The organism is Pseudomonas brassicacearum subsp. neoaurantiaca, assembly GCF_013608025.1.
GTDB lineage: Bacteria > Pseudomonadota > Gammaproteobacteria > Pseudomonadales > Pseudomonadaceae > Aquipseudomonas.
The window spans coordinates 1-203 of record NZ_VDLV01000068.1 but is presented as its reverse complement, the minus strand read 5'-3'; the positions used below and the strand labels follow the sequence as shown (position 1 = coordinate 203).

The following is a 203-nucleotide window of genomic DNA, read 5'->3' as shown; positions in this document are numbered from 1 at the left end:
GGTAATACGAAGGGGGCTAGCGTTGCTCGGAATGACTGGGCGTAAAGGGCGCGTAGGCGGACGGCACAGTCAGGCGTGAAATTCCTGGGCTCAACCTGGGGACTGCGTCTGAGACGTGTTGTCTTGAGTATGGAAGAGGGTTGTGGAATTTCCAGTGTAGAGGTGAAATTCGTAGATATTGGAAAGAACACCGGTGGCGAAGG

The 203-nt window shown here is 54.2% G+C and carries 1 rRNA gene; it reads left to right on the top strand.

Annotation, left to right across the window (positions count from 1 at the left end):
- Window positions 1-203, top strand: a 16S ribosomal RNA gene (locus FHK92_RS28270); the annotation flags it as partial.